The sequence below is a fragment of the Stenotrophomonas testudinis genome, assembly GCF_024499815.1.
In the GTDB taxonomy this organism is placed as follows: Bacteria; Pseudomonadota; Gammaproteobacteria; order Xanthomonadales; family Xanthomonadaceae; genus Stenotrophomonas.
This window is the reverse complement of the sequence record NZ_JAMOKY010000010.1, coordinates 1-23,418: the sequence shown is the minus strand read 5'-3', so window position 1 is coordinate 23,418 and position 23,418 is coordinate 1. Positions and strand designations below refer to the sequence as shown.

Annotated in this window: 28 protein-coding genes; 10 read left to right on the top strand and 18 right to left on the bottom strand. The window is 68.3% G+C overall.

Annotated elements, in window-relative coordinates; genetic code table 11:
• Nucleotides 1-3 precede the first annotated feature (3 nt).
• From hprK to NQ204_RS08175, 9 genes are all read right to left on the bottom strand, one after another.
• Nucleotides 4-954, bottom strand: coding sequence for an HPr(Ser) kinase/phosphatase (hprK, locus tag NQ204_RS08215; protein ID WP_108764291.1), 951 nt, complete (start codon nt 952-954; stop codon nt 4-6).
• Nucleotides 951-1,403: a PTS sugar transporter subunit IIA gene (locus NQ204_RS08210; protein WP_116862976.1), complete on the bottom strand. Its 453-nt coding sequence runs from the start codon at nt 1,401-1,403 to the stop codon at nt 951-953. The genes hprK and NQ204_RS08210 overlap by 4 nt, the downstream gene beginning before the upstream one ends.
• A 21-nt stretch (nt 1,404-1,424) precedes the next feature.
• Nucleotides 1,425-1,742: a ribosome hibernation-promoting factor, HPF/YfiA family gene (hpf, locus tag NQ204_RS08205; protein WP_079220898.1), complete on the bottom strand. Its 318-nt coding sequence runs from the start codon at nt 1,740-1,742 to the stop codon at nt 1,425-1,427.
• 58 nt (nt 1,743-1,800) lie between these two features.
• On the bottom strand, nt 1,801-3,237 hold the full coding sequence (locus NQ204_RS08200) for an RNA polymerase factor sigma-54 (RefSeq protein ID WP_116862977.1): 1,437 nt from the start codon (nt 3,235-3,237) through the stop codon (nt 1,801-1,803).
• 40 nt (nt 3,238-3,277) lie between these two features.
• A complete protein-coding gene (gene lptB / locus NQ204_RS08195) occupies nt 3,278-3,997 on the bottom strand; it encodes an LPS export ABC transporter ATP-binding protein (RefSeq protein WP_108768037.1) in 720 nt (239 codons plus the stop codon).
• A complete protein-coding gene (gene lptA / locus NQ204_RS08190) occupies nt 3,997-4,515 on the bottom strand; it encodes a lipopolysaccharide transport periplasmic protein LptA (protein WP_108768038.1) in 519 nt (172 codons plus the stop codon). The genes lptB and lptA overlap by 1 nt, the downstream gene beginning before the upstream one ends.
• 104 nt (nt 4,516-4,619) lie before the next feature.
• A complete protein-coding gene (gene lptC, locus NQ204_RS08185) occupies nt 4,620-5,195 on the bottom strand; it encodes an LPS export ABC transporter periplasmic protein LptC (protein WP_116862978.1) in 576 nt (191 codons plus the stop codon).
• Nucleotides 5,192-5,740 carry a KdsC family phosphatase gene (locus NQ204_RS08180; protein WP_108746100.1) on the bottom strand — a complete coding sequence of 183 codons (549 nt, stop codon included), beginning with the start codon at nt 5,738-5,740 and terminating at the stop codon, nt 5,192-5,194. Before NQ204_RS08180 ends, lptC begins: the two co-directional genes overlap by 4 nt.
• A gap of 65 nt (nt 5,741-5,805) precedes the next feature.
• Nucleotides 5,806-6,807: a KpsF/GutQ family sugar-phosphate isomerase gene (locus NQ204_RS08175; protein ID WP_256643550.1), complete on the bottom strand. Its 1,002-nt coding sequence runs from the start codon at nt 6,805-6,807 to the stop codon at nt 5,806-5,808.
• Between the two features lie 54 nt (nt 6,808-6,861).
• On the opposite strand from NQ204_RS08175, the gene NQ204_RS08170 reads away from it, so the two are divergent.
• Genes NQ204_RS08170 through NQ204_RS08160 form a run of 3 tightly spaced genes read left to right on the top strand, consistent with a single transcriptional unit; the run spans nt 6,862 to nt 8,699 of the window.
• Nucleotides 6,862-7,092 carry a BolA family protein gene (locus NQ204_RS08170; RefSeq protein WP_053519423.1) on the top strand — a complete coding sequence of 77 codons (231 nt, stop codon included), beginning with the start codon at nt 6,862-6,864 and terminating at the stop codon, nt 7,090-7,092.
• Between the two features lie 21 nt (nt 7,093-7,113).
• The gene (gene murA, locus NQ204_RS08165; protein ID WP_256643549.1) at nt 7,114-8,385 is read left to right on the top strand and encodes a UDP-N-acetylglucosamine 1-carboxyvinyltransferase; all 1,272 of its coding nucleotides are present in this window, start codon (nt 7,114-7,116) and stop codon (nt 8,383-8,385) included.
• Nucleotides 8,382-8,699, top strand: a complete 318-nt coding sequence (locus NQ204_RS08160) for an EF-hand domain-containing protein (protein WP_256643548.1) — start codon at nt 8,382-8,384, stop codon at nt 8,697-8,699. Before murA ends, NQ204_RS08160 begins: the two co-directional genes overlap by 4 nt.
• Before the next feature lie 128 nt (nt 8,700-8,827).
• Here the strand turns inward: NQ204_RS08160 and NQ204_RS08155 are convergent, their stop codons facing one another.
• From NQ204_RS08155 to purM, 5 genes are all read right to left on the bottom strand, one after another.
• Complete coding sequence (locus tag NQ204_RS08155) at nt 8,828-9,511, bottom strand: DUF3108 domain-containing protein (protein ID WP_116862982.1); 684 nt, start codon at nt 9,509-9,511, stop codon at nt 8,828-8,830.
• Nucleotides 9,512-9,513: 2 nt separating this feature from the next.
• The gene (locus tag NQ204_RS08150) at nt 9,514-10,326 is read right to left on the bottom strand and encodes a DUF3108 domain-containing protein (protein ID WP_116862983.1); all 813 of its coding nucleotides are present in this window, start codon (nt 10,324-10,326) and stop codon (nt 9,514-9,516) included.
• A gap of 68 nt (nt 10,327-10,394) precedes the next feature.
• On the bottom strand, nt 10,395-11,048 hold the full coding sequence (gene purN / locus NQ204_RS08145; RefSeq protein WP_116862984.1) for a phosphoribosylglycinamide formyltransferase: 654 nt from the start codon (nt 11,046-11,048) through the stop codon (nt 10,395-10,397).
• Nucleotides 11,049-11,067: 19 nt separating this feature from the next.
• Nucleotides 11,068-11,559, bottom strand: a complete 492-nt coding sequence (locus NQ204_RS08140; RefSeq protein ID WP_116862985.1) for a hypothetical protein — start codon at nt 11,557-11,559, stop codon at nt 11,068-11,070.
• Nucleotides 11,560-11,579: 20 nt separating this feature from the next.
• Nucleotides 11,580-12,638 carry a phosphoribosylformylglycinamidine cyclo-ligase gene (gene purM, locus NQ204_RS08135; protein ID WP_108768048.1) on the bottom strand — a complete coding sequence of 353 codons (1,059 nt, stop codon included), beginning with the start codon at nt 12,636-12,638 and terminating at the stop codon, nt 11,580-11,582.
• A 112-nt stretch (nt 12,639-12,750) separates the two neighbouring features.
• On the opposite strand from purM, the gene NQ204_RS08130 reads away from it, so the two are divergent.
• The 3 genes from NQ204_RS08130 to hda are packed head-to-tail and all read left to right on the top strand — an operon-like array spanning nt 12,751 to nt 15,754.
• Nucleotides 12,751-13,878: a DUF2066 domain-containing protein gene (locus NQ204_RS08130; protein WP_243402659.1), complete on the top strand. Its 1,128-nt coding sequence runs from the start codon at nt 12,751-12,753 to the stop codon at nt 13,876-13,878.
• Nucleotides 13,875-15,047 carry an AI-2E family transporter gene (locus NQ204_RS08125; RefSeq protein WP_256643547.1) on the top strand — a complete coding sequence of 391 codons (1,173 nt, stop codon included), beginning with the start codon at nt 13,875-13,877 and terminating at the stop codon, nt 15,045-15,047. The genes NQ204_RS08130 and NQ204_RS08125 overlap by 4 nt, the downstream gene beginning before the upstream one ends.
• The gene (hda, locus tag NQ204_RS08120) at nt 15,047-15,754 is read left to right on the top strand and encodes a DnaA regulatory inactivator Hda (protein WP_116863017.1); all 708 of its coding nucleotides are present in this window, start codon (nt 15,047-15,049) and stop codon (nt 15,752-15,754) included. Before NQ204_RS08125 ends, hda begins: the two co-directional genes overlap by 1 nt.
• A 549-nt stretch (nt 15,755-16,303) precedes the next feature.
• Here hda and murU read toward each other — a convergent pair.
• The 4 genes from murU to NQ204_RS08100 form a co-directional block, all read right to left on the bottom strand.
• The gene (murU, locus tag NQ204_RS08115; protein ID WP_116862988.1) at nt 16,304-17,014 is read right to left on the bottom strand and encodes an N-acetylmuramate alpha-1-phosphate uridylyltransferase MurU; all 711 of its coding nucleotides are present in this window, start codon (nt 17,012-17,014) and stop codon (nt 16,304-16,306) included.
• Nucleotides 17,014-18,039 (bottom strand): aminoglycoside phosphotransferase family protein, encoded by a 1,026-nt coding sequence (locus NQ204_RS08110; protein ID WP_116862989.1) that lies wholly within the window; start codon nt 18,037-18,039, stop codon nt 17,014-17,016. Before NQ204_RS08110 ends, murU begins: the two co-directional genes overlap by 1 nt.
• Nucleotides 18,040-18,099: 60 nt before the next feature.
• The gene (locus NQ204_RS08105) at nt 18,100-18,369 is read right to left on the bottom strand and encodes a GlsB/YeaQ/YmgE family stress response membrane protein (RefSeq protein ID WP_079220926.1); all 270 of its coding nucleotides are present in this window, start codon (nt 18,367-18,369) and stop codon (nt 18,100-18,102) included.
• Between the two features lie 68 nt (nt 18,370-18,437).
• The gene (locus tag NQ204_RS08100) at nt 18,438-19,931 is read right to left on the bottom strand and encodes a M20 family metallopeptidase (RefSeq protein WP_116862990.1); all 1,494 of its coding nucleotides are present in this window, start codon (nt 19,929-19,931) and stop codon (nt 18,438-18,440) included.
• Nucleotides 19,932-20,133: 202 nt separating this feature from the next.
• Here NQ204_RS08100 and NQ204_RS08095 point away from each other — a divergent pair, with 202 nt between their 5' ends.
• The 4 genes from NQ204_RS08095 (at nt 20,134) to NQ204_RS08080 (ending at nt 23,262) form a co-directional block, all read left to right on the top strand.
• Nucleotides 20,134-20,460 carry a ComEA family DNA-binding protein gene (locus tag NQ204_RS08095; protein WP_256643546.1) on the top strand — a complete coding sequence of 109 codons (327 nt, stop codon included), beginning with the start codon at nt 20,134-20,136 and terminating at the stop codon, nt 20,458-20,460.
• 354 nt (nt 20,461-20,814) lie between these two features.
• Nucleotides 20,815-21,882, top strand: coding sequence for a L,D-transpeptidase (locus NQ204_RS08090; RefSeq protein ID WP_116862992.1), 1,068 nt, complete (start codon nt 20,815-20,817; stop codon nt 21,880-21,882).
• A gap of 17 nt (nt 21,883-21,899) precedes the next feature.
• A complete protein-coding gene (locus NQ204_RS08085; RefSeq protein ID WP_116862993.1) occupies nt 21,900-22,622 on the top strand; it encodes a murein L,D-transpeptidase catalytic domain family protein in 723 nt (240 codons plus the stop codon).
• 34 nt (nt 22,623-22,656) lie between these two features.
• On the top strand, nt 22,657-23,262 hold the full coding sequence (locus tag NQ204_RS08080; RefSeq protein WP_256643545.1) for a HutD/Ves family protein: 606 nt from the start codon (nt 22,657-22,659) through the stop codon (nt 23,260-23,262).
• The last annotated feature ends 156 nt before the right edge of the window (nt 23,263-23,418 follow it).

The window sequence follows — 23,418 nt, the reverse complement described above, 5'->3', positions numbered from 1 at the left end:
GGCTCAGGGCGTTCGCCGTTCCAGCAGGTTGCTGTGGCGGGCGATGAACATCGCCGCCGGGTCGATACCCTTGGTACGCAGAATGTGCAGGCGGGTGGCCGCCTCGGTCAGGACCGCCAGGTTGCGGCCGGGCATCACCGGCAGGGTGATCAGCGGCACGTCCAGGTCCAGCACGTGGCGGGTGCCCGAATCGCCGGTCAGGCGCTCGTAACCGTGCGGGGTGGGTTCGGTCATCGGCTTGGTCAGGTGGACGATCAGCCGAAGGTACTTGTTCTTCTTTACCGCCGTATCACCGAACATCTCGCGCACGTTCAGCACGCCCAGGCCGCGCACTTCCAGCAGGTCCTGCAGCAGTTCCGGGCAGGTGCCATCGAGCACGTCGGGGGCGATCTGGGTGAATTCGGGGGCATCGTCGGCCACCAGGCGGTGGCCGCGGCTGAGCAGTTCCAGTGCCAGCTCGCTCTTGCCCGACCCAGCCTCGCCGGTGATCAGCACGCCGATGGAGTAGATCTCCATGAACACGCCATGCAGGATCACCCGCGGCGCCAGCGTGCGCGCCAGGTGGTAGGACAGGTGGTTGAGCAGTTCATGGCCGCGCTTGGGCGACAGCCACAGCGGCGTGCCGGATTCATCGGCGGCCGCGCGCAGGTCTTCCGGGCAGGGCTGGTTGCGGGTCAGCACCAGTGCCAGCGGGTGCGACTGCATGATCTTCTCGATGGTCTCCCAGCGCTGGCGCGGTTCCAGCGCGTCCAGCCAGGACAATTCCTCGGTCCCGAGGATCTGCACCTTGTTGGGATAGATCGCATTGAGGTAGCCAGCCAGCGAGGGGCGGCGGGAGACCGTGTTGCCGGCTTCCAGCTCGCGTTTCTCGCCGGCCTTCCCGGCGGCCCAGCGCAGGCCCAGCCGCTCGCGCTGCTGGTCGAACAGTTCGCGTGCGGTGATGCTGGTATTCATGCGGCGCTCGCCGATGGAGGAAGGTCCAGGGCCTCGCGGAGTTCCCCTGCGTCGCCGGCCGCGCGCAGGGCGTCGCGGATCGACGGCGTCGAGAACAGTTCGGCCAGTTCGGACAGCAGCATCAGGTGCTGGTGGGTGTAATGGGCGGGGACGGCCATGGCGAACACCAGGTCCACCGGTTCATCGCCGCCGAAATCGACCGGGGTCTGCAACCGCAGCAGGGCGCCGCGGGGACGGTCCAGGGCAGGGGCCCGGCCGTGGGGAATGGCGATGCCGCAACCGATCACCGTACTGCCCAGGGCTTCGCGCTGGCACAGGTTGAGGTAGATCTGTTCGGCGTTGGCCTGGCGGCAGGCCAGCAACCCGGCGGCGGCCTGCAGGACGCTGTCGCGGTCGGTGGCCGTGCAGAGCTGGGTCTGCACGGCCGCCAGGAGGTCAGTCAGTGGCATGTCTGCGGGGAGCGGTGGCGATCAGCCGCCATTGTCGCCCACCGGCAGCGGTGCGTGCTGCTGTTTTTTCTCCTTGTGCTTGATCACCAGACGGTCGAGCTTGTCTGCCAGCACGTCGATGGCGGCATACATGGTCTGGCCGCCGGCTTCGGCGTGCAGGGTCTGGCCGGGAATATTGAGGCTGGCGTCGACGTGGTGTTCGGTCTTCTGCAGCTTGAGGGTTACCCGCGCTTCGCAGTGCTGGTCGAAGTGCTTTCCGACCCGGGCCAGCTTTTCTTCAACATACGACTGCAGGGCCGGGGTGACTTCGACATCTTTGCCAAACGTTTCGATGCGCATCGGGTTTCTCCTGTGTTCGGATGTGCCAATGAACCTCTCCGCCGGGCGCGGCGGCGCGTCAAGCGATTCTGACCCTTTCGTGCGAGGCGGAGATGTTCATGGCCTCACGATACTTCGCCACGGTGCGCCGCGCTACTGGGATTCCCGACGTTTTGAGCAGGTCAGCCAGCTTGGCGTCAGAAAGCGGCTTGCGTGGGTTTTCGTCATCGATCAGGCGGCGGATCATCGCCTGGATGGCGGTACTGGATGCTTCGCCACCGCCTTCGGTGTCGATGCCGGATGCAAAGAACGCGCGCAGTGGCAGGGTGCCGCGCGGCGTGCGCACGTGCTTGCGGGCGATCGCCCGCGACACGGTGGATTCGTGCAGGCCCAGTTCGGCGGCGATCTCGCGCAGGGTCAGCGGGCGCAGTGCCTGTTCACCGAATTCGAGGAAGCCGGCCTGCTGCTGGATCAGGCTGCGCACCACCCGCAGCAGGGTCTCGCCGCGCGCCTGCAGGCCCTTGAGCAGCCAGCGCGCTTCCTGCAGCTGCGCGCGCAGGTAACCGGCGTCGGCGTCGCCGCAGCGGCGGATCATCTGTTCGTAGCCGCGGTGGATGATCACCTTGGGCCCGGCGTGGGCGGCCAGGGCGGCGCGCCACAGGCCGTTCTGCCGCCACACCACCACGTCCGGCACCACGTAGGTGTCCTGCGCCAGCGGTGCGATCTGGATGCCGGGGCGCGGGTCCAGCGAGCGCAGCAGGGCGACCGCGGTCTCGACCTCGGCCAGCGGCTGCTTCAGTTCCTGGGCCAGGCCGGCCACGCCGCTGCGCGGCAGGCGCTCCAGCGGGCCGGCGGCGACCTGCCGGGCCAGCGCCAGGCCGGGGGTGTCGGCGGGCAGCACGTCCAGCTGCAGCTGCAGGCATTCGCCCAGGCAGCGCGCGGCCACGCCCACCGGGTCGAAGCGCTGCACCTGGTGCAGCACGGTGAGGATCTCGTCTTCGCCGGCATGGATGGCCGGCAGCAGGGTTTCGGCGATGGTCGCCAGCGGCTCGCGCAGGTAGCCGTCTTCTTCCAGCGCATCGATCAGCGCCGCGCCGATGCTGCGGTCGCGCATCGACAGATGCGACAGGTGCAGCTGCCACAGCAGGTGGTCGGCCAGGGTCTCGACCTCGGCCACGCGCTCGGCGGCGCTGCCGGTGTCTTCATCGTCGTCAAAACTGCCGCTGCTGCCGGGGTTGTTCCAGTCCAGCTCGGCCGGGGCCCAGTCGTCGCCGCTGGGCGCGGCCGGTTCCGGCGGCGCATCGCTGTCGGCACCGCCGTCATCGGCGCTGTCGCCGCTGGCACCGGCACCGGCATCGCTGCTGTCGGCCCAGTCCAGCAGCGGGTTGCTTTCCACCGCCTGGGCGATTTCCAGCTCCAGCTCGGTGGTGGACATCTGCAGCAGCTTGATCGCCTGCTGCAGCTGTGGTGTCAACACCAGCTGCTGTCCCAACGATGTCTGCAGCCGAGTTTTCATGCCTATGCCGAAACGGAGGGGATGGGCCCGGCGTCCGCGGTCACAGCTTGAAGGAATCTCCAAGGTAGACGCGACGGACGTCGGCGTTGTCCAGGATCGCTTCCGGCGAGCCCTGGGCGAGGACGGTGCCCTCGGCGAGGATATACGCGCGGTCGCAGATTCCCAAGGTTTCGCGCACGTTGTGGTCGGTGATGAGCACACCGATGCCGCGCTGCTTGAGATGGGTGACGATGCGCTGGATCTCGCCGACCGAGATCGGATCGACGCCGGCGAAGGGTTCATCGAGCAGGATCAGGCGCGGCTTGGCGGCCAGTGCGCGGGCGATCTCGCAGCGACGGCGTTCACCGCCGGACAGGCTGGCGCCGAGCTGGTCGGCCACGTGGCCCAGCTGCAGTTCGTCGAGCAGGCCGCTGAGTTCGCGCTCGCGGCCGGCCGAATCCAGATCGTCGCGCAGCTCCAGCACCAGGCGGAGGTTGTCAGCCACGGTCAGCTTGCGGAACACCGACGGTTCCTGCGGCAGGTAGCCCACGCCCTGCTTGGCGCGCGTGTACATGGGGTCGCCGGTGATGTCCTGGCCATCGAGCACGATGCTGCCGGCATCGGCCTCCACCAGGCCCACGATCATGTAGAAGCAGGTGGTCTTGCCGGCGCCGTTGGGGCCGAGCAGGCCGACCACTTCACCGGCATCGAGGGTCAGCCCGAAGTCCTTGACGACTTCGCGCTGCTTGTACTTCTTGCGCAGGCCCTTGGCGACAAGCATTACTTCTTGCTCCCGGCCGCCGGCGCTGCAGGCGTCTTGTTCTTGGGCGGAATGACGGTACGCACGCGGCTGCCGTCGCCACCGGAATTCATCTCGCCGGTACGGGTGTTGTAGACCATGCGCTGGCCGGCATTGGTACCGCGCGCGCTGGTCACCTTGTAGTTGCCGGTGAGGGTGATGATCTCGGTCTTGATGTCATAGTCGATCTTGTCGGCCACCGCGTCCATCCAGGTGCCGTCATCGAGTTGCTGCTTCATCTTGGCCTGCTTGCCGGTGAACACGGCACGCACGGCCTCGCCGTCCTTCATGTAGATCTCGGCCTCGGACGAACGCAGGTCCAGCGAGCCTTGGGTGATGACGACCCCCTGCGACAGCGTGGTCTTGCCGTCGCCGGTGAGGTTGCCGGCCTGTGCGCCGGCATCGATGTTCATGGGCTCGTTGCGGTCGGTGGACTTGGCCTGCGCGAAGGCGGGGACCAGGAGACCAAGGGCGAGCACGGCAGCAAAGGGAATCTTCATCGGGGTCCGTTCTACCGGTGAGGCTGCCCGGTCAGGCCGGGCGGCGGGTGGGGGCTGCGGCCCTGCGCCAGTCGCAATGGCGACGTCGCGGGCCAGCGGCGGAATCAGCGTTGGGGCGTGTAGCGGCCCTTGGACTGGCTGAGGAAATGATACGTGTTGTTCTTCGAATCCACCTCGAACCCGACGCCGGACTGTTCCATGCCCGGGCGGGTCATGGTGACCCGGGCATCGGTACGGGCGCGGCTTTCCTTCGGGAACACGTCCAGGTGGTCGGTACGGAAGGTGGTGGGCACCACGCCGGGGGCGGCCGGGCTGTCGCCGGAAACGTCACCGCGCAGCTTCATCTGGTCGCCCTTGGCGCTGAGCCAGCCGGTCTGCGAGCGCAGGGTCCAGTGCTGGCCGTCCTTGTCGGGCATCTCGAACAGCGGGGTGGTGATGTTGATGGTCTGGTCGCCGCGCTGGCGCTCCAGCAGCGGTGCGCGCAGGGTGGTCGATTCCTTGCCCTGTTCGTCCAGCGCCACGATCTGGAAGTCGTGCAGGATGTAATCCACGCCGACGTCCTGGCCGGTCTGCACCGGGCCCTTGTCGCGGTTGCGCAGGGCGGCCCAGCTGCTCAGCAGGGCCGCCAGCAGCAGGCCGATGCCGAGCACGGTGCGCCAGTTCAGCGTCGGAGCATTCATGCGCCGAACCTCGCCAGCACCGCATCGATGTGCCCCTGCGCGGCCAGCAGCACGTCGCAGAGCTCACGGGCGGCGCCACGGCCGCCGTCGCTGCGGGTGGTCCAGTGCACGCGCTCGGCGATCCACGGGTGGGCGTTGGCCGGGGCCACGGCCAGGCCGACCGCGCCCAGCGGCGCCAGGTCCGGCAGGTCGTCGCCCATGAACGCCACCTGGTCCAGGCCGATGCCGTGCTGGGCGCACAGCGCCTGCACGCTGGCCAGCTTGTCGCCCACCGCGATCTGGGTGTCGATGCCCAGGTCGGCACCGCGGCGCAGCGCCGACTGGCTGTTGCGCGCGGTGATCAGCACGGGGTGGATGCCATGCTGCTGCAGCAGTTTCAGACCCAGACCATCCTGCACGAAGTACGCCTTGCTCTCGTTGCCGTCCTTGTCGTAGTACAGCCGACCGTCGGTGAGGGTGCCGTCCACGTCGAAGCAGGCCAGGCGGATACGGGCCGCGGTGGCATGCAGGTGGGCGGGGAAGGCGGGCAGGGGGGACCAGGGCATCAGGGCATCAGGCTCGATTGGGGCGGGTGCGGGGTACAGTCTGAATGGGGTCTACCGACTCTCGGTTAAACCACCCGGGCCCGCAACAGGTCATGAATGTTCAGCGCGCCGACCGCGCGGCCCTGGCCATCGACCACGATCAGGCCGTTGATCTTGTGGGTCTCCATCAGCCGCGCGGCTTCCACCGCCAGCTGGTCGGCGCCGATGGTGCGCGGGTTGCGGGTCATCACCTCGGCGATCTTCGCCGTGCGCACGTCCAGCTCGGTATCCAGCGCGCGGCGAAGGTCGCCGTCGGTGAACAGGCCGATCAGCACGCCTTGGGCATCGACCACGGCGGTCATGCCCAGCCGCTTGCGACTCATCTCGACCAGGGCCTGGCTGAGGCTGGCCTCGGCATCGACCTTGGGCAGGTCCTCGCCGCTGTGCATCACGTCGGTGATGTGCAGCAGCAGGCGGCGGCCGAGGCTGCCGGCCGGGTGCGAGCGGGCGAAATCGTCGGCGGTGAAGCCGCGCGCGTCGAGCAGGGCCACGGCCAGCGCATCGCCCATCGCCAGTGAGGCGGTGGTGCTGGAGGTCGGTGCCAGCGCCAGCGGGCAGGCCTCCGCCGGCACGCTGACGTCCAGGTGCACGTCGGCGGCCTTGGCCAGGCTGGATTGCGGGCGGCCGGTCATGGAAATCAACACGTTACCCTGGCGCTTGAGCACCGGCAGCAGCATCAGCACCTCGTCCGATTCACCCGAATAGGACAGGGCCAGCACCACGTCGTCCTCGGTGATCATGCCCAGGTCGCCGTGGCCGGCCTCGCCCGGGTGCACGTAGAAGGCCGGGGTGCCGGTCGAGGCCAGGGTGGCGGCGATCTTGCGGGCGACATGGCCGGACTTGCCCATGCCAGTGGCGACCACCCGGCCGCGGCTGCCCAGGATGGTCTGGCAGGCCTGTTGGAACGCCTCGCCCAGCCCGTTGGCGACGGCCTGCAGCGCCTGCTGCTCGATCTCGAACACGCGGCGGCCGCTGGCCACCAGGGCGGCGGGATCGACGGAACGGGGGGGCAGGGAGGACTCGGCCATGCGGACGCCACGCAGCGGAAGTAGAATGAGGGTTCATTTTATTAGGAAAGCCCGTTGGACGCTGACACCATCCGCAACCTGATCGAAACCGGCCTGCCCGGCGCCCGCGCCGACGTGCGTGGCGACGACGGCGTGCATTTCGAAGCGACCGTGGTCTGTGATGCCTTCGCCGGCAAGATGCCGCTGGCCCGCCACCGGATGGTCTATGCCACCCTGGGCGACCTGATGGGCGGCGCGATCCACGCATTGGCGCTGAAAACCGTGACCCCGGCCGAAGCCGGCTGAACCGCAGAAGATTCCCAATACATGGCCAAGATCGTTGTGACCGGCGGCGCTGCGCTGCACGGTGAAGTGAGCATCTCCGGCGCGAAGAACGCCGTCCTCCCCATCCTCTGCGCGACCCTGCTGGCCGATGCGCCGGTGGAGATCACCAACGTGCCGCACCTGCACGACGTGGTCACCACGGTGAAGCTGCTGGGCGAACTGGGGGCCAGGGTCACCATCGACCAGGGCACCCTGTCGCGCGGCAGCGCGATCGTGGTCGACCCGCGTCCGGTCAACCAGCACGTGGCACCGTATGAGCTGGTCAAGACCATGCGCGCCTCGATCCTGGTGCTGGGCCCGCTGCTGGCCCGCTTCGGCGCGGCCGAAGTGTCGCTGCCCGGTGGCTGCGCCATCGGTTCGCGCCCGGTCGACCAGCACATCAAGGGCCTGCAGGCGCTGGGTGCGGACATCGTGGTCGAGAACGGCTTCATCAAGGCCACCGCCAAGCGCCTGAAGGGGGGCCACTTCACCTTCGACATGGTCAGCGTCACCGGCACCGAGAACGTGCTGATGGCCGCCGTGCTGGCCGAAGGCACCACCGTCCTCGACAACGCGGCGATGGAACCGGAAGTGACCGACCTGGCGCACTGCCTGATCGCCCTGGGCGCGAAGATCGAAGGCCTGGGCACCGCCCGCCTGGTCATCGAAGGCGTCGAGCGCCTGTCCGGTGGCCGCCATGAAGTGCTGCCCGACCGCATCGAGACCGGCACCTTCCTGGTGGCTGCGGCGATGACCGGCGGCAAGGTGACCGTGAACCGCGCGCGCCCGAACACCATGGACGCCGTGCTGTCCAAGCTGGTCGAGGCCGGTGCGACCATCGAGACCACCGAAGACAGCATCACCCTGGACATGCAGGGCAAGCGGCCGAAGGCGGTCAACCTGACCACCGCGCCGTACCCGGCGTTCCCGACCGACATGCAGGCGCAGTTCATGGCGCTCAACTGCGTGGCCGACGGCGTCGGCGTGATCAACGAAACGATCTTCGAGAACCGTTTCATGCACGTCAACGAACTGCTGCGCCTGGGCGCGGACATCCAGGTGGAAGGCCACACGGCGATCGCCCGCGGCCACGAGCGCCTGAGCGGTGCGCCGGTGATGGCGACCGATCTGCGCGCGTCGGCGTCGCTGATCCTGGCCGGCCTGATGGCCGACGGTGACACCACCATCGACCGCATCTACCACCTCGACCGTGGCTACGAGAACATCGAAGAGAAGCTGTCTTCGCTCGGTGCCACCATCCGGCGCGTGCCGTGATCCTGCGCGGCCGCTTCAGCCCCCGCCGCAAGGCGCTGCTGGCCCTGGTGCTGATCGTGCTGGCGTGGCTGGGCTATGCCTGGTACGCCAACCTGGCCATCACCAAGGGCATCGAGCAGAAGGACATGGACTGGAATGGCGATGGCACGGTCACCCGTGACGAGATCATCCAGTCGTTCCATGCCGTTGCGGTGAACGACAGCCAGGAAGGCAACCGCCATTGCCGCACCTTCGTCTGGCGCAGCAGTGGCCAGCAGATCCGGGTGGACTGCCGTACCGAGTTCACGCCGGCCGCAGCCGAAGAGAAGAAGTAAGAAAAACGCCCGCGCAAGCGGGCGTTTTTCTTACGGTAGCGCCGGGCCATGCCCGGCGAACGCGCAGCGCGGAAGCATGAATGGGGTCAGAGCCCTTTCCGATGGAAAGGGATCCGACCCCGCGCGCGTCAGTTCAACGCCTTGATGGTCAGGTCCAGCGCGTCGCGTCCGCCTTCGCGCTGCAGGATGCGGGTCGGCACCGGGAACTCGGGTACGATCCAGGCGATCTGTTCCTTGTCGCCGTCCACGCGCGAGACCTTGGTGGCCTGGTAGCTCTTGCCGCCCACGGTCACCGCTTCCTTGCCCACGACCTTGTAGGTCAGGTTCTTGATGCGGCCTTCGTCCACCATGCGATAGGTCAGCGGCTTGCCGGCGGCCAGGTCGCGGGCGATCGCCAGGTTGATCAGCAGCGCATCCATGTCACCGGCCTTCAGCGCGACCGGGCCGGCGCGGTCCGGCTTGATGTCGCCGGTCCAGGTGGCCTGGTTGCTGGTCCAGTTGTAGTTGGCCTGCACGTTGCGCTTCTTCACCAGCAGCGCCGAGCGGTCCTGGCTGCTGAGCGGGCGCAGCTGGCCACGCACTTCCTCGAACACGGTGCTCTGGCTGAGGTCGGCCAGCTGGTTCTTCACCTGCAGGTTGTAGCGCCACTTGCCGGTGCCTTCGTTGGCCAGGGTCATGGTGCCGTTGGCCTGCATGCCCATGTAGCTGGCCAGGTAATCGGCCTTGAACGGCTGCAGGGCCATGGCCGGCAGGCTGGCCACCGACAGTGCGGCAGCAGCGATCCAGGTCAGCGGGCGGGTCAGGGTCGTCATGCTCATACTCCTTGGTATTCGATCAGGCGCAGGTCGACACGGTCCTCGCCATCTTCGCGTTGCAGGATGCGTACCGGGGTGGGGACACCGTTGGCGATCCACAGAATGGTTTCGTTCTTGCCGCCGTTGGTGCGGTACACCTTCAGTGCGTTGTAGGACAGGTCGCCGACCTCGACGTTCTCGGTCTGTGCGGCGGCCTGGTAATCGTGCTGGCGCACCTTGCCCAGTTCGACGTAGCGGTAGTGCATCACCGCGCCGGGGCGGGCATCGCGCATCAGCGACAGGTTCAGCAGCAGCGCGCTCTGGTCGCCGGGCTGCAGCGGGATGGGCTGGGCGCGGTCCTTCTTCACGTCACCGGTCCACTGCGCGGTGCCGGCTTCCCAGTTGTAGGTGCCCACCGCCTTCTTGCCCAGGAACAGGCCCTTGCGCACGGTGCTCTGGCTCAAGGGCGCGTAGACGCCATTGCGCTCCTCGAACACGGTGCTCTGCTCCAGGTTCAGGCCGAGCACGCTGGCGAAGCCGCGACGGCCGACCACCTGCATGTCCACCCGCCACTGGTTGCCGCCGGTGTGGCTGACCTGCATGGTCGCATCGCCCGCTTCCTTGCCCTTGTAGAAGGCCTGGTAGGTGGCGCTGAACGGCTGCAGCGGCGGCGGCTCCCAGGCCATCGCCGGCAACGCGGGCACGGCCGGTTCCGGCGGTGCCTGGCTCACAGGCGCGCGCCCGGCCGGCGGCGGGGTCTGTGCCCAGGCGGCGAAAGCGAGCGCGGCGAACGGCAGCAGCAGGAATTTGCGCAACGGAGGCGTGTTCTTCATGGCGGGCAGGAACCGCAGGAGGGAGGCAGGATGCCAGCCCCGCAGTCAGCGGGGCGTGTGCACGGGCGTTACCGGTTCAGGTTCCCGGCGGAATCTAGAGCCAACGGGCTAAACAGGGGGTGACCGTCGAGTGTCGGCTGACCCTCCCGTTCAGCCAGGCGACCGCCGCACAGCAGCTGCAGGGTGGCGATCAGCAGCGGATGTTCGACCGCCAGCACCCGATTTGCGAGGCTGTCTGCGTCATCGCCGGCCAGCACCGGCACGCGTGCCTGGGCCAGCACGGTGCCGGCATCCAGCTCCGGCACGACCAGGTGCACGCTGGCGCCGTGCTCGACATCGCCGGCTTCCAGCGCGCGGGCGTGGGTGTGCAGGCCCTTGTGCAGCGGCAGCAGCGACGGATGGATGTTGATCAGGCGGCCGTTGAAGCGCTGCACGAAGTCGGCGCCGAGGATGCGCATGTAGCCGGCGCAGACGATCCAGTCCGGGGCCGCCGCCTGCACGGCATCGCCCAGCGCCTGTTCGTACGCGGCGCGGTCGCTGAAGGTCTTCGGCGCGTGTGCCCAGCGCTGGCCGGGCTCGACGCGCTGTAGTGCCGCTGCGTCGGGGCGGTCGGAGAAGACCCCTGCCACCTCGGCCGGCAGGCGCCCGGCGTCGATCGCATCAAGGATCGCCTGCAGGTTGCTGCCACGGCCGGAGGCCAGTACGGCGATGCGTGCGGTCATGCGGCGGCCATCGGGTGTCTCAGAGGTGGGAAGGCGCGTTGGCTTCGAAGGCCGCCTTCACCTGGGGGCGCAGCAGCACGACCAGGGTGAACACGCCCAGCACAGTGCCGAACGGGGTGAACAGGCAGGCGATGGCAGCCACCACCATGCACAGCAGGTGCCGGCGCCGCTGCTTCAGGCAGCGCCCGGCATAGGCGATGAAGCCCGCCAGGCCCAGCCCGAAGGACACCGCGCAGCCGCCCATGATGATGAACATCCAGCCCATGAACTGCTGCTCGTGCAGCGGCGTGGCCTGGCCGTTGGAGTTCATCGGCAGGGCGCCGCTGAGCATGGCGATGCCCATCACGATGTGCATGCAGAAGATCAGCCCGAACACAGCGGCCAGGCCGGCCACCACGTAATGGAAGATCGACAGCAGGCGCAGGTGGTCGATGTCCTGTGCGGTCAGTGCGGGCACCACCGCTGCCGGGGGCGGCACCGGTGCGGCGGACAACGGGGGCGTAGCGTCCATGCGGGCTCCTGGGGTGCCGATCAGGCGATGCGGACGCGTTCGGCGCCGCTGGCGGTGACCACCTGGCCGATCGGCCAGTGGTCCAGGCCCTGCGCCTGCACGGCTTCGGACACCGCGGCGACCTGCTCCGGGGCGACGATCAGCACGAAGCCGATGCCGCAGTTGAAGGTGCGCCACATCTCGCTGTCGACCACCGCGCCTTCCTTCTGCAGCCACTGGAACACCGGCGGCAGCGGCCAGGCCGAGGCCTGGATGTCCAGGCCGAGGCCGTCGGGCACCACGCGGATGATGTTCTCGGTCAGGCCGCCACCGGTGATGTGGGCCATGCCGTGGATGGCGGCGCCGTGCGACTTCAGCAGCGACAGGATCGGCTTGACGTACAGGCGGGTCGGCGCCATCAGCGCGTCGACCAGCTTGACGCCGTCTTCCAGCTCCAGGTCGGCCGGCTGGCCGGCGCGGTCGTAGATGCGGCGCACCAGCGAGTAGCCGTTGGAGTGCGGGCCGGAGGAGGCGATGCCGATCAGCACGTCGCCGGCGGCCACGCTGGCGCCGTCCTTCAGTTCGCTCTTTTCGACCGCGGCGACGGTGAAGCCGGCCAGGTCGTACTCGCCCGGGGCGTACATGTCGGGCATTTCAGCGGTTTCGCCGCCGATCAGCGCGCAGCCGGCCTCGGTGCAGCCGTTGGCGATGCCGCCCACGACCGCCGCGGCGGTGTCGATGTCCAGCTTGCCGGTGGCGAAGTAGTCCAGGAAGAACAGCGGCTCGGCGCCCTGCACCAGCACGTCGTTGACGCACATGGCGACCAGGTCGATGCCGATCGTATCGTGGCGGTTCAGCTGGTGGGCCAGCTTCAGCTTGGTGCCGACGCCGTCGGTGCCCGACACCAGCACCGGCTCGCGGTACTTGTTGGACAGGTCGAAGAGGGCGCCGAAGCCGCCCAGGCCGCCCATCACTTCCGGACGGAAGCTGCGCTTGACCAGGGGCTTGATCCGCTCGACCAGCTCGTTGCCGGCGTCGATGTCGACACCCGCGTCACGGTAGGTGAGGGGGGAGGGGGCGGAAGACGGGGTGTTGGTCACGGGCGTCGGCGCTGGCAGGGGTTGAATGGACGATTTTAACAGGCCGCATTGGCGCAAAGTCCGTATTCGGGCAACAATTCCCCCCGGATACGTCGAGCCAATGGATGTCCTGATGCGCCGCAGCCTTATTCCCGCCCTGCTCCTTGCGTTGTGCCTGCCGGTGGCCACGATGGCCCAGAGCGCCCTTCGCACCGAGGGAGATGTCGCCACCGCCAGTGGTGCCTACGAGGCCGAAGTGCCCGTCAACAGCCAGGCCGAGGCCGACCGCAACGGTGGCCTGGCCCGTGCCCTGAGCGTGGTTCTGGGCAAGTTGTCCGGCGACCGCAACGTGACCGCGCGCCCGGGCGTCGTGCAGGCCCTGCGCAACGCCAAGGATTACGTGGCCAGCTACGACTTCAAGCAGGACCAGAGCGTCGGCGCCAGTGGCGCCCCCAGTTACCGGACCCTGCTGGTCGCCCGCTTCCGCGAGGATGACGTCGATGCGCTGGCCTCGGCCCTGGGCCTGCCGCTGTGGCCGCAGCCGCGGCCGAAGCCGGTGGTCTGGCTGGCCGTGGATGACGGCAGTGGCCCGCGCCTGGTCAGCGTGCAGCAGGCCAATGCGGCCCGTCCGCTGCTGAACCGCGCCATCGAGCGTGGCTACAAGCTGGGCCTGCCCAGCGGTGGTGCCGCCGAACAGGCGCTGGCCGGGGCCATCTGGCGCCAGGACAGCGCAGCGGTGTCCCGTGCTTCGTCGCGCTACTCGCCGCCGATGCAGCTGATCGGCAAGTTGTACCGCGCCAATGGCGGCTGGCAGGCGGACTGGGTGTTCGTCGACAACGGCCGCGAGCTGAACAAGTGGACCACCAAGGACGCCAACGCCATGCGCGCCATGGCCGCCGGTGCCGACGGCGCCGCCGATGCCCTGGTCAAGCGCTACGCGAAGGCGGGCGCGGCCACCGGTGCGGCCGGTACCTACCGTGTGGTGGTGACCGGCATCAACAGCACCGATGAATACCTGCGCCTGGCCGCCGGCCTGCGCGAGGTGCCGGTGGTGCGCAACGTCACCCCGCTGCGGGCGACGGCCGACCACCTGGAGCTGAACCTGGAAATGACCACCGGTCTGGCCGGCTTCAACCGCATGCTGGGCGACAACGGCGTGCTGGTGCCGTCGGCAACCCTGCCGGCCTTGCCGGCGCCGATCGATGACAGCACCGGCGCACCGCAGCCGGCCCAGGTCAGCAACGAGTACAGACTGCGATGATCCAATCCCCGGAGGCGGAAATCGCGCAGTTCCTGCGACGGCTGAAGTACGTGGCCGTCGCCCTGCTGATCGGCTGGGTGGTGGGGCTGCTGGCCCCCATACTGACCCCGTTCGTGCTGGCCCTGGCGCTGGCCTGGCTGGGTGACCCGCTGGTCGACCGCATCGAGGCCACCGGCCGCTCGCGCAACACCGGCGTGGTGCTGGTGTTCGTGGCGATGGTGCTGGTGGTGACCGCGCTGCTGCTGGTGCTGGTGCCGATGATCGAGCGCCAGATCACCACGTTGATGGCCGCCGTGCCGCAGGCGCAGGCCTGGCTGATGCAGACCGCCATCCCGTGGTTCGAGCAGAAGACCGGCCTGGAAGTGATGCAGTGGATGGACCCGGACCGGCTGATCGAGTGGGTGCGCAGCCACTGGCAGCAGGCCGGCGGCTTCGCCACGACCTTCATGGGCTACGTCTCGCGCTCGGGCTTCACCGTAGTGACCTGGATGGTCAACCTGGCGCTGCTGCCGATCCTGGCGTTCTACTTCCTGCGTGACTGGGACAAGCTGGTCGAGCGCGTCGCCTCGGTGATCCCGCGCAACCACATCGGCACGATCACCAACCTGGCGCGCGAATCCAACGAGGTGCTGGGTGCGTTCATCCGTGGCCAGTTCCTGGTGATGGTGGCGCTGGGCGTGATCTACGCTGCCGGCCTGTCGCTGGTCGGCCTGAAGCTGGGCCTGTTGATCGGCCTGGTGGCCGGCCTGATCAGCTTCATCCCGTACCTGGGCGCGACCACCGGCATCGTGATGGCGGTGGTGGCGGCGCTGGTGCAGGCGCAGGGCATCGACCTGAAGCTGCTGCTGCTGGTGGGCGTGGTGTTCACCGTGGGCCAGCTGCTGGAAAGCTACGTCCTGACCCCGCGCATCGTCGGCGACAAGATCGGCCTGCACCCGGTGGCGGTGATCTTCGCGGTGATGGCCGGTGGCCAGCTGTTCGGCTTCCTCGGCATGCTGCTGGCGCTGCCGGTAGCGGCGGTCAGCAACGTGCTGCTGCGCTATGCGCACCAGCGCTACCGGCAGAGCGAGCTGTACGTCGGCGAAAAGCCGGCCATCGTGCTTGATGGCGTGATCGACGCACCCCATATCATCCTCGACCCCTACGAGCACGGCCCGGACCCGAAGTGATTGGTGTGCCGCAACTTCCGCTGGCCCTGCATTACCCGCGGGACCAGCGCCTGGAGACCTTCATCGGCGCGCCGGATGGCGCGCTGGCGCAGCTGCGTGCGATCGCGGTGGGCGCCAGCCATGACTGGGTCTACCTGGAAGGTGCGGCGGGCACTGGCAAGACCCACCAGGCGCTGGCGATGTGTTCCAGCGCGCAGCAGGCCGGGCGCCTGCCGACCTACGTGCCGCTGGCCGGCGCGGTCGGCCGGGTGGCGGCGGCGCTGGATGGCCTGGAGCAGCGCGAGCTGGTGGCGCTGGACGGCCTGGATGCGGTGGCGGGCCACCGCGAGGACGAGATCGCGCTGTTCGACTTCCACAACCGCGCGCGCGCGGCGGGGGTAGCAGTGCTGTACACGGCGCAGCACGCGCCGGGCGAACTGGGCCTGGTGCTGCCGGACCTGCGTTCGCGGCTGGGCCAGTGCGTGCGGGTGCTGCTGCAGCCGCTGGACGAGGAAGGCCGGGCGGCGGTGCTGCGCGAGCGCGCGCTGCGGCGCGGGCTGGCTATCGACGAGGCGGCCATCGAGTGGCTGCTGTCGCACACCGGGCGCGAGCTGGGTGGGCTGATCACGCTGCTGGACTGGCTGGACCGGGAGTCGCTGGCGGCGAAGCGGCGGATCACGGTGCCGTTCCTGCGCCAGGTGCTGGAAGAAGGCCGGCCCCGGTACTGAGGGTGGGGTTTTCTTTGCAGGGCTGCTGCCCTGCACCCGCTGCAAGCCAGAGCAACGTCAAAATCAAGTGCTGGCTTCCTGAGGGGAGGTGGGGCGCTGTGGGCTTGCGGGGACGCCGTAAACCCATCCACGGGGGCTTGATCGCCGCATCCATGCGGCTCACACCCGCAAGCCCACAGCGCCCCGCCTTCGACAGTTGGCCGGTGGCCTCGGAATTCGACCTCGGATCTGATGTGCTCCGCTCTTGGTGGGTGTCGACCTTGGTCGACACAGTAGATCCACGCCATGCGTGGATGATTTGTTTCTGTAGAGCCGAGCCTATGCTCGGCTTTCTTGAATTCTGGCGGACGGCCAAAGGCAGCCGAGCGCGGGCTCGGCTCTACAGGAGCAAGTGAGCGAGCGTAGCGACGCGATCCGCTTTTGCTTTTCGTTTTCTTTTCCGTGGCTGGACGCGCACGGAAATTGTCCGTACCCATCCTGCCCGGCCAAGCACGGCTTTGCAGTCGAGCAAGCTCGACTCTACCAATCAGGCATCCAGCCACGAGGGGCTCAGCGGTTCGCTGCCAACTCCGTATCCAGCGCGCGCAGCCGATCCACTGTCCCGACATCGGTCCAGCGCCCGCGATGGTGCTGCCCGGTCATCAACCCCTGCGCCATGAAATGCTTCTGCAGCGGCACCACCGAAAACTTCGGCGGTACGCGTTCGCTGCCCGGCGCATCGCCGATCACCGCGCGCCAGTCCGCCACGATCGACGGCCGGTACACGCCGATGCCAGCGTAGGTCAGGCACGGCCCGGTGCGGTCGTGGTGCAGCAGGCCCTGCGCATCCAGGCGGTAATCGCCCTCGGGGTGCTGCGCCGGGTTGTCCACCAGTACCAGATGCGCCTTGCCCTGCGGTTCGGCGGGCAGGGTGGCGAAATCGAAGTCCGTCCAGATATCGCCGTTGACCACCAGGAACGGCGCATCGCCCAGCAGCGGCAGGGCATTGAGGATGCCGCCGCCGGTTTCCAGCGGGGTTTCGCCTTCGTGCACGAAGTGCAGCTGCAGGCCCCATTGGTTGCCATCGCCCAGCGTGGCCGGGAACTGCTCGGCCAGCCAGGCGGTATTGACCACCACCTCGCGTATGCCCAGCGCGGCCAGCCGCTCCAGGTGCCACACGATCAGCGGCTTGCCGGCCACTGCCAGCAGCGGCTTGGGCGTGTGCAGGGTCAGCGGGCGCATGCGCTCGCCGAGGCCGGCGGCGAAGATCAGCGCTTTCATCAGCGCACCACGCGCATCGGTGCGGCCAGGTCGGCCAGTGCCGGCTTGATGCGTTCGTCCAGCAGCTGCTGCAGCGCGGCCAGTTCGGAGTAGCGTGGCAGTACTTCATCGAGGTAGCCGATGAAGCGCGGCACGTCGTCCAGATAGTGGCCCTTGTTGTCGCGGTAGCGCAGGCGGCTGAAGATGCCCAGGCACTTCAGGTGGCGCTGGATGCCCATCCAGTCGGCATCGCGCAGGAAGGTGGCACGGTCGGGTACCGGCAGGCCAGCGTCGAGCGCGCGCTGGTGGTACTGCGCCAGCCAGGCATCCACGCGCGGCAGCGGCCAGCTCAGGAACGCGTCCTTGAACAGGCTCACCGCGTCGTAGGCGATCGGGCCACGCACCAGGTCCTGGAAATCGAGGATGGCCGGACCATCGTCGACCGGCATCAGGTTGCGCGGCATGTAGTCGCGATGGGTCATCAGCTGGGGCTGGCCCAGCGCGTTGTCCATCAGCAGGCGCTGTGCCTGCTGCAGACCCTCGGCCTCGGCGCCGTCGAGGGTGATGCCGAGGTGGCGCTGCAGGAACCATTCGTCGAACAGGCCGGCATCACGCTGCAGCAGCGCTTCGCCGAAGCGGCCAAAATCGTCGGGCACCGGAATCGCCTGCAGGCGCAGCAGCTGGTCGATGGAACGGCTGAACCAGGCATCGGCATTGCGCTCGTCCAGCACCTTGGCCAGGGTCGGGCCACCGAGATCTTCCAGCAGCAGGAAACCGGCTTCGAGATCCCCGGCCAGCAGGGCAGGCACGCGCAGGCCGTGGTCGTGCAGCAGGCCGCGCATGCGCAGCCACGGCTGCGGGTCTTCCAGAGCGGGCGGGGCATCCATCACGATGTGGCTGCCGCGCGTGCTGGTGGTGCGCCAGTAGCTGCGCAGGCCGGCGTCGACCGAGGCGCGTTCGACCACCGCGTTGGCATCGTCCAGCTGGGTGCGGGCCCACTGCAGGCGCTGCGCGCTGCGCTGGGGATCGGAAGCAGGTTCGGTCATGCAGGCAGTTCCGGGCGCCACGGACGCGCCAAGCTCAGGGGGAAAGAGGGAAGAGGGGTATCAGCGGCGTGGGGTGAACAGCCGCATTAGCGCCAGCACGGCCACCGCGCCGACCACCGCGCCGAGGAAACCCGCCGGCTCGCCGGGGGAATACCAGCCCATGTACTGGCCGAACCAGCCGGCCACCAGGGCGCCGACGATGCCGAGCACGATGGTCAGCAGGCAGCCCATGCGGTTGTTGCCGGGCATGAAGAAACGCCCGAGCAGGCCGACGAAGAAACCGACCAGCAGGATGTACAGCCAGCTGCTGCTGCCGAACAGACCATTCATGTGCATGCGTTCCGCTTGGGGTGGACGCAGCCTAGCAAGGCCAGGCTGCGTCCGTCACGGGTGTGCGATCAGCAGCAGCCGTGGTCGCCGTGGCGGGTGCCGCTGTCGGCAGCCACCGGCGAGCCGCTGGTCTCGCCACGCAGGCTGGCGGCGTAGTGCTCGCTGATGACCTTCGACACGCAGGCGGTGACCTTCTTGCCCATCGGGATGTGCAGGAATTCGTTCGGACCGTGCGCGTTGGAGTGCGGGCCGAGCACGCCGGTGATCATGAACTGGGCGCCCGGGAACTTCTCACCCAGCATGCCCATGAACGGGATCGAGCCGCCTTCGCCCATGTACATCGCCGGCTTGCCAAAGAAGGCCTGGCTGGCGTCGTCGATGGCCTGGGTCAGCCACGGCGCCATGGCCGGGGCATTCCAGCCGGTGGAGGCCTTTTCCAGGTCCAGGGTGACCTGGGCGCCGTTCGGCGGATCGCGCAGCAGTGCTTCCTTCAGCAGTTCGCCGCAGGTCTTGCCGTCGGCGGTCGGCGGCAGGCGCAGCGACAGCTTTACCGAGGTCTGCGGGCGCAGCACGTTGCCGGCCGATTCCAGCGGCGGCATGCCGCCCACGCCGGTGACCGACAGCGCCGGGCGCCAGGTGCGGTTGAGCACCAGCTCGGTCAGGTCCTCGTTCATCGGGCGCAGGCCGTCGACCATCGGGAACTTCTCGAAGATCTCGGTATCAACCACTTCGGCGGCACGCTTGGCCTGGGCCTGGCGCTCGGCCGGGATCTCCACGTTCATGCCGTCGATCAGGATGCGGCCGGTCTCCTGGTCCTCGATGCGCGACAGGATCTGCCGCAGCAGGCGGAAGCTGGACGGGATCACGCCGGAGGCATCGCCGGAATGCACGCCTTCGTTGAGCACCTTGACCGTGAAGTTGCCGCCGGTCAGGCCACGCAGGGAGGTGGTGCACCACAGCTGGTCGTAGTTGGCGCAGCCCGAATCCAGGCAGACCACCAGCGACGGCTTGCCGATGCGGTCAGCCAGGTGGTCGACGTAGGCTGGCAGGTCGTAGCTGCCGGACTCTTCACAGGCTTCGATGAGGACCACGCAGCGGGCGTGCGGCAGGCCCTGGGCCTGCAGGGCCAGCACCGCGGCCAGCGAGCCGAAGATGGCGTAACCGTCGTCGGCGCCGCCGCGGCCATACAGCTTGTCGCCGCGCAGGACCGGGGTCCACGGGCCGAGGTCGTCATCCCAGCCGGTCATTTCCGGCTGCTTGTCCAGATGCCCGTACAGCAGGATGGTGTCGTCGCCGGTCTCGGCGCCGGTGGCGGGAATTTCCAGGAAAATCAGCGGGGTGCGGCCTTCGAGGCGCACCACCTCGACCTTCAGGCCGGGCAGCTGCTGGGCCTTGGCCCAGTTTTCCATCAGGGTGACCGCCTGTTCCATGTAGCCGTTCTGTACCCAATTGGCGTCGAACATCGGCGACTTGTTGGGGATGCGGATGTAGTCGACCAACTGCGGGACGATCTCGCTGTCCCACTTGTCATTGACGAATTGGCCGAGCTTGGCGCTGTCCATCTGAAACTCCGGTTGCATGGGCATGTGATGCCGCCATTCTACGCCTGTGCCGGGGGTAGGGTTTTTCCTACAGCACGTCGGGTATTTGGCTGGCTTTTAGAAATCGCCGAAACCGATAGGCTGTGCACATGTGGTGGCGGACACTGTTTCGACCGACGGGATTGCCGGTCGGGACGGCCAGAACCACAAGGAGATACACGTCGTGCCTTGGTCAGTCGTGTTCAGGGCGTTGGTGCTGGTGATGTGGGTGGTGGGGGCGCAAGCCGCCGAGCCGATCGACATCAACCGGGCCGATGCCCAGGCGCTTCAGCAGGGACTGGCGATGGTCGGGGCCGTAAAGGCCGCGGCAATCGTCGAGCACCGGCGCAGACATGGCCCGTTTCATCGCGTCGAGGACCTGACGCAGGTGAAGGGGATAGGGACAGCAATCGTCGAACGGAATCGACAGCGGATCACCGTCGGCAACACGATGTTGCCAGCGGATCCGGTACCCGGATCGGTACCGGTGCGCTCTGTACCCAGGCGTTGACAGCAGGATCGTCGGGACCGGCAGGAGGCTGGTTCATCGGACACGGACAGGAAGGCCGTGCCCACCGACCGTCGCAGGGATGCGGCACCAATCACCAGGATGGTGGCATCACAGACCTGTGGAAGGGGCTGAGATATAAACAGGACGAATGCGGCCGCGTGCAGGATGCAACGCCGCCCCCACAGCGCAGGATGCGAGGGGGTGGCAGCAGGCCGACAAGGACGTAACGAGTGCCCGGTACGACACATGGCTGTGTCGCCGGGCATTTCTCTTTCTGGCAGATGCAGAATGTGGCGTGGCGCCTCACCGCCGATGGTGTAGGTTGAGGGTTCCCCACGGATTGGAATCTGCTGGATGCGCCTGCCCCGTCTTCCCCTGATGCTCGCACTTGCCCTGGCCCTGCCGCTGGTGGCGCAGGCCGCGACGCCTGCCGCCAAGAGCACCACCGCCACCGCCGAAGTGCGCGGCCCGACCGATCTCAAACCCGGTGAATACCTGTGGCACCCGGAAGTGTCGCCAGCCGGCCCGATCGTGCTGGTGGTCAGCCTGGATGAGCAGCGCGCCTACGTGTACCGCAACGGCATCGCCATCGGCCTGAGCACGATCAGCTCGGGCAAGGCCGGCCATGAAACGCCGACCGGCGTGTTCACGATCCTGCAGAAGGACAAGGACCACAAATCCAACCTCTACAACAGCGCGCCGATGCCCTACATGCAGCGGCTGACCTGGGACGGCATCGCCCTGCACGGCGGCAGCCTGCCCGGGCACCCGGCCTCGCACGGCTGCGTGCGCCTGCCGCAGGCTTTCGCGCAGAAGTTGTTCAGTGAAACCCAGCGCGGCGATACGGTGGTGGTGGCCGACGCCAAAAGCGCGCCGATGACCCTGGCGTACCCGGCGGTGCTGGCACCGGTGAACGCGCGCGGCCAGGCGCTGCCGGAAACCGAAGGCGCCAGCCCGGCCAAGGCCTGGTGGGATGATGCGGCCGCGCCCAGCGGCCAGGTCGGCATCCTGGTCAGCCTGCACGACCAGCGCCTGTACGTGCTGCGCGATGGCGTGATGATCGGCGAATCGCCGCTGCGCGCCGATGCGCTGCCGGCGTTCCAGGGCACGACCCTGTTCGTGATGGGGCAGGGCTTCAGCGAAACGCCGAGCCCGCTGGACACCCAGCAGCGCCTGCACCAGTGGACCGCCTACCCGCTGCTGGGCCAGGACCGCGCGCAGGCCACCCCGGACCTGCTGGCGACGCCGTCGCTGCCGATGGCGCTGCCGACTGATTTCGCACGCCAGTTGTACCAGGTGCTGGTGCCGGGCACGACCCTGCTGGTCACCTCGCTGCCGGCGGTGCGCCCAAGCGCGGCTGAATCGGGGTTGCAGCCGGTCTTGGAATCCGAGCCGGCCACGCCCACCTCGAAGAAGTCCTGAGTGAATACCGTGTGCCCATGATTGCTTCACGCACGCGCTGGCAGGCCGCCTGGGGCCTGCTTGCACTTCTTGCCGCAGGTGGCGCGGTGGCGGCGGCACAGCCGGCCACCGCCAGCACCGACGACCTGACCGCGCTGCTGGCGCGCACGGCGCCCAACGCCGACCGCCACGTTTTGAAGCTGGCGGCTACGGCACTCCGCTGCGCCCTGCAGCGGCCGGAACTGGGCATCAAGGCCGAGCGGCTGGGGGTGATCGATTATTCGCGGCCGTCCACAGAGCAGCGCCTGTGGGTGTTCGACCTGGCACGGCAGCGGCTGTTGTTCGAGGAATGGGTGGCGCATGGTCGCAATAGTGGCGGCAACCGCACCGAGCACTTCTCCAACCGCGATGGCAGCTTCATGTCCAGCATCGGTGCGTTCACCGCGCAGGAAACCTACATGGGCGGCAACGGCTATTCGTTGCGCCTGGACGGGTTGGAGCCGGGCTTCAACGACAAGGCGCGCGGCCGTGCCATCGTCATTCACGGCGCGGCCTACGTGAACCCGACCATGGCCCGGCTGCAGGGCCGGCTCGGCCGCAGCCTCGGCTGCCCGGCGGTGCGCCTGTCGGTATCGCGGCCGCTGATCGATTCGCTGCGCGGCGGCACCCTGGTGTTTGCCTATTACCCTGATCCGCAATGGCTGCAGCATTCGAGGCTGTTGGCGCCGCAGTGCGGTGAGGCAGGCGTGGCTGCGCGGTGATGCGCGAACGCGCGCGGCATGATGCAATGCGCGCATGGACATAGAAGCTCTGCTGCGCACCCCGAGCCAGGTGATTTCCAGCCTGGACTACCGCCGCGAACGCTGGCGCAATGGCCTGGGCTGGACCCGCGAGATCCTGCGCCTTCCCGCGCAGGGCGATGACTGGGCGCTGCGCCTGTCGGTGGCCGAGATCGAACAGGACGCCGCGTTTTCGGCGTTCCCCGGCGTGGAGCGCGAGCTGGTGCTGCTGCAGGGCAATGGCGTGCGCCTGCGTTTCGCCGATGGCCGCGTGGCCGAGGTGCTGCCGCCACACGGTCGCGTGCGCTTTGCCGGCGAGGAAGCGCTGGACGGCGAGCTCGTCGATGGCACCACCCACGATTTCAACCTGATGTGGAAGCGGGAGCAGCTGCAGGCCGAGCTGCTGCACCGGCCGCTGGTGGGGTCGATGTTCTTCTTCTGCGAACCGGGCGTGGCCTGGGCGTTGTACCTGCTGGCCGGGCATGCAGAGTTCGGCGCGGACAGCGGGCTGCCGCCGATGCAGGCAGGAGATACCGCATGGTTGGCCGCCGGTGTAAGGCAGCGGCATGCATTGCAGGGCGGCGGCGAGTTGTTGGCCATACGGGTAACGACCGCCGGGTAGCGCCGGGCCATGCCCGGCGTGATGGATGCGGTTGGGGGGGGGGGCCCCCGCGGCGCGCCCCCCCGCCCCCCCCCCCCCGGGGGTGCAAAAAACCACCCCCGCCTACACCCCCCCCCACCCCCCCCGCGCTCTGGCCGGCGCCCCCCCCCCCCGCCC